This is a genomic window from Vibrio sp. 1978 (assembly GCF_033344345.1).
The window spans coordinates 1-11,503 of sequence record NZ_JAWPOP010000047.1; the positions used below are offsets into that span (position 1 = coordinate 1).

Annotated in this window: 14 protein-coding genes; 1 reads left to right on the plus strand and 13 read right to left on the minus strand. The window is 41.4% G+C overall.

Annotated elements, in window-relative coordinates:
* From R8N49_RS23770 to R8N49_RS23830, 13 genes are all read right to left on the minus strand, one after another.
* Positions 1–1,127, minus strand: a 1,127-nt coding sequence (locus R8N49_RS23770; protein ID WP_206926118.1) for a DUF4158 domain-containing protein, incomplete at its 3' end; no start/stop codon positions are given.
* 128 nt (positions 1,128–1,255) lie between these two features.
* A complete protein-coding gene (locus tag R8N49_RS23775; protein WP_077284361.1) occupies positions 1,256–1,558 on the minus strand; it encodes a hypothetical protein in 303 nt (100 codons plus the stop codon).
* Between the two features lie 106 nt (positions 1,559–1,664).
* Complete coding sequence (gene qatD, locus R8N49_RS23780; RefSeq protein WP_025634089.1) at positions 1,665–2,393, minus strand: Qat anti-phage system TatD family nuclease QatD; 729 nt, start codon at positions 2,391–2,393, stop codon at positions 1,665–1,667.
* Positions 2,390–3,724 (minus strand): Qat anti-phage system QueC-like protein QatC, encoded by a 1,335-nt coding sequence (gene qatC / locus R8N49_RS23785; protein ID WP_025634087.1) that lies wholly within the window; start codon positions 3,722–3,724, stop codon positions 2,390–2,392. Before qatC ends, qatD begins: the two co-directional genes overlap by 4 nt.
* A complete protein-coding gene (locus tag R8N49_RS23790; protein ID WP_054574966.1) occupies positions 3,717–4,574 on the minus strand; it encodes a hypothetical protein in 858 nt (285 codons plus the stop codon). The genes qatC and R8N49_RS23790 overlap by 8 nt, the downstream gene beginning before the upstream one ends.
* A gap of 6 nt (positions 4,575–4,580) precedes the next feature.
* Entirely contained in the window at positions 4,581–6,344 is a 1,764-nt protein-coding gene (locus R8N49_RS23795; protein WP_025634902.1) for a P-loop NTPase fold protein, read from the minus strand.
* A gap of 43 nt (positions 6,345–6,387) precedes the next feature.
* Positions 6,388–6,639: a hypothetical protein gene (locus tag R8N49_RS23800; protein WP_025634901.1), complete on the minus strand. Its 252-nt coding sequence runs from the start codon at positions 6,637–6,639 to the stop codon at positions 6,388–6,390.
* Between the two features lie 375 nt (positions 6,640–7,014).
* Positions 7,015–7,506: a hypothetical protein gene (locus tag R8N49_RS23805; protein ID WP_139351521.1), complete on the minus strand. Its 492-nt coding sequence runs from the start codon at positions 7,504–7,506 to the stop codon at positions 7,015–7,017.
* Between the two features lie 228 nt (positions 7,507–7,734).
* Positions 7,735–8,217: a hypothetical protein gene (locus tag R8N49_RS23810; protein WP_025634898.1), complete on the minus strand. Its 483-nt coding sequence runs from the start codon at positions 8,215–8,217 to the stop codon at positions 7,735–7,737.
* On the minus strand, positions 8,217–8,549 hold the full coding sequence (locus R8N49_RS23815) for a hypothetical protein (RefSeq protein ID WP_029811850.1): 333 nt from the start codon (positions 8,547–8,549) through the stop codon (positions 8,217–8,219). Before R8N49_RS23815 ends, R8N49_RS23810 begins: the two co-directional genes overlap by 1 nt.
* Before the next feature lie 17 nt (positions 8,550–8,566).
* Positions 8,567–9,073 (minus strand): hypothetical protein, encoded by a 507-nt coding sequence (locus R8N49_RS23820; RefSeq protein ID WP_029811849.1) that lies wholly within the window; start codon positions 9,071–9,073, stop codon positions 8,567–8,569.
* A gap of 35 nt (positions 9,074–9,108) precedes the next feature.
* The gene (locus tag R8N49_RS23825; protein WP_025634894.1) at positions 9,109–9,609 is read right to left on the minus strand and encodes a hypothetical protein; all 501 of its coding nucleotides are present in this window, start codon (positions 9,607–9,609) and stop codon (positions 9,109–9,111) included.
* Positions 9,610–9,694: 85 nt separating this feature from the next.
* Positions 9,695–9,991, minus strand: a complete 297-nt coding sequence (locus R8N49_RS23830; RefSeq protein ID WP_025634893.1) for a helix-turn-helix domain-containing protein — start codon at positions 9,989–9,991, stop codon at positions 9,695–9,697.
* Positions 9,992–10,379: 388 nt separating this feature from the next.
* On the opposite strand from R8N49_RS23830, the gene R8N49_RS23835 reads away from it, so the two are divergent.
* Positions 10,380–11,503 (plus strand): DUF4158 domain-containing protein (locus R8N49_RS23835; RefSeq protein WP_225455828.1); only part of this gene is annotated, 1,124 nt, incomplete at its 3' end.

Genomic DNA, 11,503 nt, shown 5'->3' on the forward strand with positions numbered 1-11,503 from the left:
TTCAGGTAAAGGCAGAGGGTCTGGATATCCCTGTCATTCATGACCTTCAATGCCTGTTGTCTGACTACTGAGAAGGGCTGATTGTCATCAATATTCTCGTCAACAAACAGGTGAAGTAGCTCTGCCGCTTTCGTGACATTGTCCGCAGCTGACTGCCAGGACAGGAACACTGCTTGTTGTGCAAAGGCGTTGGCGGCTTCCTGTTGTTTTCGGATATGGTAAACAAACCCATCCGTCAGGCGCTCCAGTGCAAGTTGCATGCGCTCTGTCAGATGACACAGTAACCACAGGTGCTGCTGTGAGCGTTTGAAGCGCCGCACTTTACTGCCGTAGTAATCAATAAGGCCGCTGAAGTGTTGTCGATTTTTTAGCGACAGATTGAGCCTGTCCACAACGTCATTTATTTGCGTGTGCCATGGTGCTAACCGGTGGTAAATGGCGAGCTCTTTTTTAAGCTCAGGCACGGTCAGACTTTTGGCACCACCCCTGAGATGGCTCAGACTCAGCCCGTCGTCTTTAGTAGTGATTATGTTGTCCAGAAAGACGTTAAGTTCATTACTGGTAAGTTGATTCAGTTGGAGCGTCAGGTCTTTTCTGACCTGTTGCATTGTGCGGCTTATCAGTCTTTGAAGCACGGAGTACTTAGGAATGGCAATGTTATGGCTGGCAAGGTATTCAATGGCCGCATCAAAGAGGTGTCGAGGCTCCAGCCAGGCATGACCAATGTAAACCAGGTGGTGGCACAGAGCATTGAGGTGCTGTTTTTCATTCCACTTATTGTAATTTAGTAGACGCAGTATCCTTGAGTAAATACGGTCACGCTGCATTTTACTGACACTGAAAGGCCTGATCCCTTTACCTCTTTGAATTTGGGAGGCAATAAACTGCATGTCGATACTGATATCACGGAAACTCGGAGCAATGATCACTGGCTTAGATTTAAAATAGCCCAGAAGCGCCACGAAATAACAACGATGTTTAGTAAGCCTGATAGTACGGCATTCGGCCTGTTCTACATCGTTTAGCGAAAAATACAAACGTTGTTCCTCAATAGAAAACTGAGGTGCTGAATACAAGTCTCGTTGTTCTGCCTGAGTCAGAATCGAGAGTTCATTACTAATTGCCATGATGAATAAACGCCAATATGATTGATGGTGTTTATATAAGATGGCAGAATATTGGAAGGTAACCCACCGCCACAGACCATATAATATAATACCTGTAGCGTTCTATGTTACTTTAGAGGGGAAAATCCCTAGAACCCCAAGAAGTTACGTTCCTTGAGTGCCTTAGCTAGCAACGATTCTGTAGTCGCTTGAAGTACGTTTAAAGATTTTAGATGTCCTATTAGTCTACCCATCGTCTTATCACTAACTTCCTGATCAAAGCTATCAAACTTAGCCTCCCACTCCTCTTGGGTGTGCTTAGACTTTGCCTCTCTTTCGTATAAATCACAAAAGATGAGCAACTGAATAATCGATTGCTCCACACATTGAGCACGATACATCGCTAAACCGTAATATGCGTAAACTTCTTTACAATGTTCTGATTTGTCCATAATAATTTTTTTTCGTTTGGGTCATATTTTCTCCACCTAACAAGGTGGCTAGCTCAAGATCTACATTTATAGGTCCCAATTGCACAACATCTCTACAAAGATGTATTCATTTAGCAACTAATTGACGTAAATTATTCTTCAACTGTCTAACTGTATCTGATTGAGACACTTCCCATTCTTTAGAAAGATACTGAATTACGGTATCAACATCTGAGGGGAACAGTATTTTTCCCGAAACTTTCGCAAAAGGTCCATCTGTTTCTAGAAGAATTTTATCTTTAGGTAACCAAGATATAAGTCGCTTTCCACGTGCTGAGAAAAGCATTGCTGGTCCAACTGAAAAATAACAACCTATATCGACAGCTTCTAATAACTGTTTTTTTGTCCCCAAAAACCAGTGGAGAACAGGGATGCCTGCTTTCGGGTGTTTTTTCAGACACATTAAGGTTTCGTCTACTGCATTCAGGCTATGTATTGTTAGAACTTTATCATTGAATGACTCACATTTTTTCAGAATGTGATTAAAAACCAATAATTGGTCATCAAAATGCTCTCTCCAGCCTTTTGATCCATCTAGTCCAATCTCACCTATATATTTAGTTTTCTCTATAAGTCGATCGAAAATTGGTAGTTCATTTTTCCTTAAATGAGCTAGCTGAGGGTGCAATCCCAAAGCGGTTTTGCAATGCTTAAGCCCTTTTGTGAGATTAACAGTGCCTTCGAAGGCTGAAGGCACTGTTGTTACAGATAATACGTAATAGTTTGAGCGTTCAATGTCATCCAATACCTTCTGATGTTCGGGGTATAGATCAACATGGCAATGCATATCCATCATGATGTTTTGTTAGCCTGTATAAACACTTCAACTTCCATCAAACCACGCTTAAGCGTTGATTCCAAGGCATTACGTATAGACTTATCTAGTGGGATTGGACCAGATTTACGTAGCCAAGATTTGTAATTATTGGTTTGCTTCAACCGGATAATGGCTGTTTGAACTGCTTGCAGGTCGTCTCTTGTATCCTTCTCTTTAATTAGCGTTTTCAATCGCTTTGTTTTATATGGTGCGTCATCATCAAAGCCAGCATGATGAACAGATGCTCTTCTAATTAGACAGGGCAAGCAGTGCCCACATTGTATGTGTTCTCTGTGCCAGTGGCTGCATGAAACGCTTAGCGGTACGGCTTTTTTAATAGCGTTTTGGTCAACGCACTCAGCCAACATCTCCCCCTTTGTTTTAAACTGATAAGGGTTTACGAATTTGACGTCAAAACCTATGCGTGTCAGCAATTCTTCCAACCTCTGCAAGAAGTTGGGGTGTGTGGTTCTCGTACTGTGACTACCTATTCGCCTTCTAGTTAGTGGTGGATTGATTGAGATATAGCCATTCTCAGGAACGATAATGGTTTTAATACTGGCATCACAGTTAGCACTTCTCAGTGCGGAAATGCCCAATACGGCCATCGCCAAGAAGTTAAAGCTTCTCCCACGCATACTTATGTCCGTTCTGCCTTCATATGTTTTAATTATATGAGGAGAAATTGAATAGGAGAGCTCAGCAAATGGAGAAGACAACAAAGTCTTAATTTCTTCCTGTTTTGCACCATCTCCACGATAGGCGTGACTTACTAAGAGAGGCTTATATTCTGACTCTCCATTAAGGATATCAATAGCACCCACTGCACTATCAAGACCGCCAGAAAATAGGCAAACAGCATTTTTTCCTAGAAGAGTTTTGGCTTTATATTTAGCCTGCTTACTTATCTTAGGTTTAGGCAGTTCCATTGATGTCTGCTCAAAAGTGAACATCCATTGATCGCCAGTAAGAAAGTTCAAAATTGAACTCAACTCAGCGCTTTCTGCATTCCATATATTCGGTTCACTTACAGGGATGTGAAGGTGCATTTGCCTTGACCAAGCATTCTCAGCCTTCTCTCTTAACTCAAAAGTATCTGCTGCGGTAACAGCGGAAGCAATTGTAATTAAATCGATTGCCTTAGGCTCAACAGCAACTCCCAAGTCTCTTACTGTTTGCAGTAGTCCTCTGGAAGCTAAGCTGTGTTTTTTTTGATCATATTCGTGAGTGTGGAATAGTTGTACAGGGTGGCATGACTCTGAATATTCAGGTAGTTGGTTTGGATTATCATTGAAGTAAAACTTAGTCATCGAAACTCTCCCATTCTTCAACGGTCATTGCGATGGTATCAGCTTGAATCTTGGTAATGTTATTTCTGGTGATATTGCTAGGGTTGCCATTAGTGACCTTGTCTAGCTGCTCCTGAGCTATTACCTTGATAAGCTCCCTTAGCTCAACTTCCATGCTATGGTGCTTGCTAGCAGGTTCTACGTGGAACCAAGCCCTGCCCATGCCTTCAACCACATCTTGGAAAATCAAGTCAGTTAAATAGCAGCCGATGGCTTGTTGGATTACTTCTTCAGTAAAACTATTTGGATCGAAATCTTCTGTATCTGGTAGCGCTTCTTCCAGCGCGTAATCTAAGGCAATTCTCACAGAGTCTGAGTCAGCATTATCAGGAGCCAAATGTGAAGCAATTCTATCAATAGCTTGGTCAGTGGATAGGCCTTTCAAGTCATTTAAGGAAAGGCTTTGGTTGTTGACAGTAACAGTGTCTCCACGCATTACTCCAAGTAAACCAGTACCAGCCGTTATCCCACTAGCCAACCTTCGGCTTGTGGTTTTTCCACCACCAGAGCCTTTTTTAGAATAACTCTTTAGTGCTCGCCTTAGATCAGAGCTTGAACCTCCGGCCTTGGCATAATTCCCGAATTCTCTTCTAGCTCCTGCAAAACGGTTTGCAGGATTGGCAGTACCAGATGGTTTGCCGATTTCCTGCTGAACTTTTTCATTGTCGATTTCCTTGTCACCTTGATTTTCCCCGTCCGGGCCACCAGTATCTTGAGCTGGCTCAATTGTTACAGGCGGACTTTGTTCAGCCCATGACGGAATGAGTGGGCTCTGGTTATTAGGGCCAGTTGATGATGCTGAAGTACCCATTAATACCTACTTTTCTAATTCCTTGATAATTACATTCAACCACCTTTGCTTTGGCAGTCCCTTCACGTAAGTTAGTAGCGCCTTTTTACATTTAGGCTCTTCAACTGCTAGTAGTCTCGCGCCATATATGCCTGGGGGAGCTTTTGACCAATCACTTACAGTCCTGAAGTTTTCAATTAGTCCATCCATCACAGCTAAATAGTCTTCTCTTGGGGTCGCTGCTATGGCATTTTGGTTTGTATGGCTTAGTCTTTCCGTTTGTTTCATTAAATCCTTCACAAGCTTTTGAGCAGCGCCGGACATAACTGCATTCACTAGGCCCATGGGGATACTCTCTCTACTTAAGTATGCCGCTGGGGTCAGGTTCACATTTGCAAACATCGGTGGTAGCTTCGACCACTTGTCAAGAAAGGCTAAATCTAGCTTCCACTCTTCTGGTAAATCCATATCATCGAATTCAGCTTCTGGATCTTCCAATTGAGCCAGAATCTTTGGAGAACCACTCTCTGTATCAATCAACTGATACAGTTTGTTTGTTGCTTGAGTCCCCAAACAACGCTCAAATATCACCAATTTGGTAATGGTTTTCTCATCCAGCTGCATACCACGACGGAGTGCTGTTTTTCTTCTCATTTTCACCTGATTTAAGAGGCGTTTAACAATTCGAGGGTTCCCATTTATATTGGAGGACTCTGCGAGCAATGGAGCAAGTTGTTCGGCCACGATGAACTTACTTCTGAGTTCGTCCTTACCCTGAACATCTTGAACTTTATCAACGTCCAAAAGCTCATCGACTGATATGGGTGACTGCTTCCAAGATAGCTGAAGAGACTGCTCTAGGCTTTCCCTAAGCCCCTCAAGCTGGTCACTCGTAACGCCATGATCTTGAGCTGTCAACATCATCAGGTAAGCTCTGATTTCTAGAGTACCAGGTCTTGGAACGTGTACTGGGATTTGAATTAATTTATCTAGGTAGTCTGTTTGGTGGCGCTGCGAAGCTCCCTTGTGATATTCCGGCACAGCTAAGCGGATCATATCTTCGTCTGCCGCAATCACGAATGCTGTATTTGGTAAAAACAAAAATAGTCGTATCGCTTCCAGCGTCGAAATTGCATTAAATGGCGAGCAACGGTCCAAGTTATCGACATAGACTATGAGTGGTTTATCAAATTCACTCAACAAGTCTGAGTACGCATTGCGGAACTCTTTAATTTCTTTTGGGGGTGAAAAAGCCTTTTTAGGCTTTAAAATTTCTTTGTTATCTTTAGCTATCTGCTTCGCACCATCTACTGCATCCTTGGCATCACCAAAGTCTAGTTCGCGATCCTCTCCACCACTGAATAGCCCCATCAACTTCTGAAAACCACCCATGGTGGGAACGCCAGCTAAAGCTGCACCACCATCCATCAATAATCCCAAAGATCTAATGATGTCAACACGTCCTGCAAACTCTTTAGCCTTCTTGCTCAAGCTGGCGTTGTCTTTCGCTTGGTTTACCAAGGTAGATGCAATTGTCTCTAATAGAGCCGCTTTAGCATCGTCATAGCCTTGATACATCCATGCATCGAAATGGACTTGAATGTAGTCTTGCTTCTCTTCAGATATTGATTTTTTGGTTAGCTCTAAGATTGTTGATTTTCCTGCCCCCCAATCCCCAAAAACGCCAACAGATATTGGCATCAATTCCTTTTCGGTGATTAGATCCTTAATCGATTCGGCAGTTTCACTAAAATTTAAAAAGTCTAGTGAGGACTCTTTATCAGACCACATTTAAACCCCATTTTGTCTACAAAATAGCTGTTTTCAACACGCACTATTTTCTGACTTTTAAGTCAAGCCCCAAAACTAGAGCGTTGGAACCATCTTTATTTGTTAAGACTTCTATTTTATTTGCCCGTACACTGACTTCTTCAGGTAACTCATCTTTAGAACAATGGATTACAAACTGAGTTTTGGTATTCTTGTAGCGGCTAATTAGCCCTTCATCTATGTACTTTTCAACATCTAATGGCGTTGAAAAAATATCCATATTCCTTTGAAGCTCTTCGGTTTCCTTAGTGTTCATATCTTCCTCATTTCTGCCAAAGCTATAACAGTCTATATCAAACTAAATATTCTGTTATTAGGAAAAATAGGTCAAATGATGACAAAAGAAGTGTGTCCCAAATCAGAGTCTGGCAAACTTCGGGGCATTTTCGATTTAGGAATGGCAGCGTATCGATTGCGATCGCGGCTATTTTAGCATGAGACTTTATTACTCTCTCACAGTAGAGTTAAAATAAAGCTAATCTGGTAAATAAAACGTCGGAACTGATTGCCAGGACTTTAAGTGACTATAAGACAGGAATCGAACTACCTGCCAGTTGCATTTGATACTTATTATCCCTGCTGGCAAGCGAGGTGACGAGCTGGTAGCTATTGCAATAGCTCAGAACAAGTGCTAGCCACTGGACGATAAACCTAACTTTGAAAGACTCTCTTCTCCTGTCAACACTGGGTGATAATGAAAGTGCGGTTTTAGACTTTCAGCAAACTGACTGACAACTTTTGGAAAGCCACTGTCTCCAGCTTGACTCTCGTAAGTTGAAATAAACGTAAAATCTAGTATCTCCATAGAAGGCAACGTCAACCATGCGTGAATATTGGCCATATTGGTAGGTGAACAGTCTAAAATTGATGACTTGATATCATCCTCAGTTAACTCAAAATATTTATTTCCATCAAATGTAATAGATCCAATAGTGAATATTGGTGGCGCTCCGTAAAAATGTTCTACCGCTTTCATTAGTTGAGAATGAATATTTAGACACTGTCCTACGAGATCGGTGTCTTTTAGTGGGTTATATAGATAATTTAGAAAATCCAAGCAATTTTGAAGGTTTTCATCACTACAAAATTTCGCATCTAAAGCCTTAAAGCGTGTATCAGACAATTTAAGGTACCTTGAGCGCTCAATCGCCAATTCGAACTCTTCCAAATATCTCAACTTCTGCTCCTAAGCATAAACGCCCTATTAAGGTTTGAGCAACGCAATACTGATGCCGCCGCATACCACCTTCATCACCTAAACCAACGCATAGTCAAAATGCCACACGTGCCGAATCACTCTTGAACAATTTGTTATGTTCATAGCTACTCTAAATCAACACTAAGGTTACTATCATTTTGGCCAACGGTTGTAGATCCAATACAGACATCTTGAAACACCACCAGCAATTCCTCCAAGTAGGATCAATGCCAGACCTTTAAACCCGGAAGATAGAGCATAGCCTAACTGTATTGATGTACTTCCCCAGCCGTTGGATAAGCCAGTTGATATAGCTAGTCCGAAGAGAATGATCAAGATAAAGCTAGTAATACTAATTTTCCACATTTTCATTACCAGAGAGAAAGCGAATGCAATGTAGATTAAGACCCTCAGCAATTCGATGAAGCCATAGTTAGCCATCCCAGCAAGAACATAGTTAATCGATTCGGTTAAGCTTAAAACCGCACTAAACAGAGCAAATATGGCCGCCCCCATGAAGATTACTTGTGGTAAATTGCTAACTGAAAGGTATACAAACAATCGGTTAAACAGCTGAGTAAAGAGTTTCGTCAATTTGTGTAATGAAGTGCGTACAGGGAATCCTATTTTGATCATTACTTATTTTCCATTGCTCTTAGCGCCTCACCCAGTAGCTCTTCTGTACTTAGATTTTTGTTATTAGCTAGGCTCTTATCAACTGTTCTCAGTGCCTTATATTCTGTACTTGTACTTTCGCCATCGATGTCTTCTTGTCGACGTCCATATGCAATGTAAATGTTATGAAAGACTCGATTGCGCTCCTCTCCAGTACAATCTAAATTTGCCAATTGCTTTTCAGCACCTTCAAACATGATGTCTAAGCTATCATCTGTTTTGGCTTTACAGAAATGCCGATAGGCTGTATCAATGCTTGTCTCTGTAGAAACGACAAATTTTTTCGTATTCATTTTAATAATTTTCTCATTCACTTAGCTAGAGTAATACTAAATCTATCCATGTAAGATAATATTTCAATTTCATTTTTATAAACTTCGGTAAGTTTACGTTTAGCTTTATTATACGCCCCTAACTTTCCATACTTCTCCACGGACACAACTGTAGTCTTTGTCGATAATGATCCGTCATCACCATATACATACCACTTGGCCAAATAATGGAGTTTTTTTCTTCGAGGGTCTGATTTGATAGGTGCGTTCTTTTCTATTAGTTTCGGCTCTAGACTATGGGGTAATCGGGTAAACAGTTCAGGCTCATTCAAGACTCTTTTCCAAAGCTTTTTCCCCCACAACTTTATGCCGATTTCGTTCCTTAACCTAATAGCTTTCTTTAGACCTTTCTTCTCTCCAATACGGATATAACCAACCGATCTATGAAGAATTTTATCTTCGGGTGTATGGATGTGAATCTTAAATGCAGTCTCAGCTTTTGAGATAAACCTAAGACCAGTGTTTGTCTCGAAATTGGATTTCATGTTCTAAGCTAATTATCCGTATAATTAATTGATATTTAATCTTCGTATTTACTGAGTTTGGTCTCCAAACTAGTGATCAATTCCGGTAGTTTAGATACATACTCTTTAAGCATAGTTATTTGATGTTTAGCTAGGCTTCGCGCTTGTTCAAGCTCCCTAGTTGTCACTAACTTTGAAGCATCTCCTCCAATATTTTTCCAAAGTCCTGCATCAAGTCTCTGGTTTTTATACTGTAGATCACCACCTTGAGTGCGAAAGCCGGTATCGGTTTCTTTGATTGCGATACGCTCTTTGATTTCCCCAGCTCCAACGGTGTAAATTTTAAAGGGAGCTTCGACCTCGGGTTTTCTTCTCGAAGACATGGGAATTCCTGCAATCTTACGACAGGTCTTGCAAATAGGTTTTCCGCTTAGTTTTGCATTTTCTATACTTTTGTGGGGGTCATTACTAAACCAAAGGTGTTTACCACATAGTGAGACCCATTGGCTTTCTTTGTTCTTACTCACATCGTGGTTAATATCAATAATACAAGGCATGTATATTCCTCAAACCTATCATGGCATTACTCACTATCAGAAAGTGTGAAGGGACTTCTTTGAAGTATCGCGTTTAAGGGGTAATTCAATCATCAAATTTACTCGGATAATTTAGCACATCACACACGTGCTGTCGATTAATTTCTATCCAATCACGATTTACTGCACCCCAATCTATTATCTTAAACTCACCACCTTTAGTGTGTTCAATTTTAATCTCCAATTCATGAATAGCTTTGATAGTATCCTGTGCCGTTCTACGAGGCATATTCGTTGCTTCCACTATTGCTGGGACAGTGTTAAAACCTCTATCAATTAGATATGCAACTAACAAACGTCTCAGAAATGAGGTTTGAGTTTTACTCGGCTTATTATCGTTCATGCTATCCTTCTTCGTTAAACAAGTTTTTTTTGAACAGTATTCATCATCTTCGGTAGGTAGTAATTCCCATTACACTGTAATATCTTACGTCATGACCTAGTTAACAAATGGTTTTCATTTAACCTAGCCTAGGCTTAGTAAACCATCTATACAACTAGACCACGACACAAGTGACAACGTCACGCAAAACTCAACCAAATTACTTTATGTTCCCGAACATATGCTTTAAGCAATGTGAAGTTCCAATATGGGGTTCTAGGGATTTTCCCCTCTAAAAAGACATAATCCTCTGTAGACCACACCAATAAATGGCTGCGGAGGTGGGTTACTACTTATAAGTGTGGCAAATTAGGTAAATATCGTACATTTAATACGGAACAGCCCTGATATGGCCATCAAAAACGAAATTACTATTCTCACGAGAGCAGAACAGGCAGATCTTTATTCCCCACCCATTTTTTCAATCGAAGAACAATGTCTGTACTTTTCTCTGAACGATGCGGAATTGGCAGTTTTTCGGTCAATTCGTCTCAGAGCTCATAGATGTTACTTTGTCGCGATTTTGGGATACTTCAAATCAAAGCCCGTCATCCTAGATATCGCTTACTCGCAGGTTTCTAAGGATTTAATGTTCATCAGTAAAGAGCTGCTTGGCGGCAAGGGGCTCAGACCATTCACTCCCTCACAAAAACAAAAAGATCGACTCTACGCAAAAGTATTAGACCTTGCTGGTTATCACAAATGGGACGAAAGTCAGCACTTCAATTCTCTTTTCGACCACCTTGTTCAGGTGGGCAATGCCTGGCTGGAGCCGCGTTACCTCTTTGATACTGCTATTGAATTCCTAACCAGTCACAGCATTGCTATCCCTAGGTACACCGTACTCCAGAGACTGATAAGCAGAGCGATGCAGCAGGTCAGAAAAGACCTGGCGCACCAACTTAATCAACTCACCAGTCCTGAACTTCACGTCTTTCTGGACAGCATAACAGCCATTGATGACGGACTAAGCCTGAACCAGCTCAGAGGCGGTGCAAAAAGTCTGACCGTACCTGAACTTAAAAAAGAGCTTGCCCTTTATCATCAGTTAGCGCCATGGCGCACGCAAATCAATGGCGTTATCGATGGGCTTAATCTGTCTCTTAAAAATCGACAACACTTCGGTGAGCTCATCAACTATTACGGTAGTAAACTCAAACGATTCAAACGCGCACAGCAGCATCTATGGTTGCTATGTCACCTGACAGAGCGGATACAACTGGCACTGGAACGGTTAACTGATGGGTTCATTTACCATATCCGCAAGCAACAAGAAGCTGCCAACACCTTTGCACAACAAGCAGTGTTCCTGTCCTGGCAGTCAGCCGCGGACAATGTCACGAAAGCGGCAGAGTTACTGCATCTGTTTGTGGATGAGAACATTGATGATAATCAACCCTTCTCAGTAGTCAGACAACAGGCATTGAAGGTCATGAATGACAGGGATATCCAGACCCTCTGCCTTTACCTGAA

Coding starts and splice junctions, on each gene's coding strand:
- R8N49_RS23820 (WP_029811849.1), bottom strand. CDS start 9,073: ATGAAATCCAATTTCGAGACAAACACTGGTCTTAGGTTTATCTCAAAA.
- R8N49_RS23810 (WP_025634898.1), bottom strand. CDS start 8,217: ATGATCAAAATAGGATTCCCTGTACGCACTTCATTACACAAATTGACG.
- qatD (WP_025634089.1), bottom strand. CDS start 2,393: ATGATGGATATGCATTGCCATGTTGATCTATACCCCGAACATCAGAAG.
- R8N49_RS23825 (WP_025634894.1), bottom strand. CDS start 9,609: ATGCCTTGTATTATTGATATTAACCACGATGTGAGTAAGAACAAAGAA.
- R8N49_RS23830 (WP_025634893.1), bottom strand. CDS start 9,991: ATGAACGATAATAAGCCGAGTAAAACTCAAACCTCATTTCTGAGACGT.
- qatC (WP_025634087.1), bottom strand. CDS start 3,724: ATGACTAAGTTTTACTTCAATGATAATCCAAACCAACTACCTGAATAT.
- R8N49_RS23795 (WP_025634902.1), bottom strand. CDS start 6,344: ATGTGGTCTGATAAAGAGTCCTCACTAGACTTTTTAAATTTTAGTGAA.
- R8N49_RS23775 (WP_077284361.1), bottom strand. CDS start 1,558: ATGGACAAATCAGAACATTGTAAAGAAGTTTACGCATATTACGGTTTA.
- R8N49_RS23800 (WP_025634901.1), bottom strand. CDS start 6,639: ATGAACACTAAGGAAACCGAAGAGCTTCAAAGGAATATGGATATTTTT.
- R8N49_RS23790 (WP_054574966.1), bottom strand. CDS start 4,574: ATGGGTACTTCAGCATCATCAACTGGCCCTAATAACCAGAGCCCACTC.
- R8N49_RS23815 (WP_029811850.1), bottom strand. CDS start 8,549: ATGAATACGAAAAAATTTGTCGTTTCTACAGAGACAAGCATTGATACA.